This is a genomic window from Gemmiger formicilis, assembly GCF_016901605.1.
Taxonomy (GTDB): domain Bacteria; phylum Bacillota; class Clostridia; order Oscillospirales; family Ruminococcaceae; genus Gemmiger; species Gemmiger formicilis_B.
The window spans coordinates 1-281 of sequence record NZ_JACJKP010000608.1 but is presented as its reverse complement, the minus strand read 5'-3'; the positions used below and the strand labels follow the sequence as shown (position 1 = coordinate 281).

Here is a 281-nt window from a genome sequence, read left to right as displayed (position 1 = left end):
GCCCAGCAGACCACGTTGAAGAAGGCGATGCCCATGTAAGCGATGAGGTAGAGCACGATCCAGACGATCAGGTTATCGGTGTGCAGCAGGAACGCCACAAACAGAGCGGCGGCACCCAGCAGGGAACCGAAGATGGAAAGTTCCTTTTTGCCCACCTTGGCGGTCAGGCTGGGCACGATCATGGCCAGTACCAGCGTCAGCACGCTGCTCAGGCCGTTGGCGATGGACAGGCCGGCGGCGCTGCCGAAGTAGTTGGGGTAGATATACTGGCCCATGCTGGA

The 281-nt window shown here is 60.1% G+C and carries 1 protein-coding gene; it reads right to left on the bottom strand.

The features are described from left to right. The coding region (locus H6B10_RS16135) for an MFS transporter (protein WP_204652437.1) at nt 1-281 on the bottom strand (281 nt) is incomplete at both ends.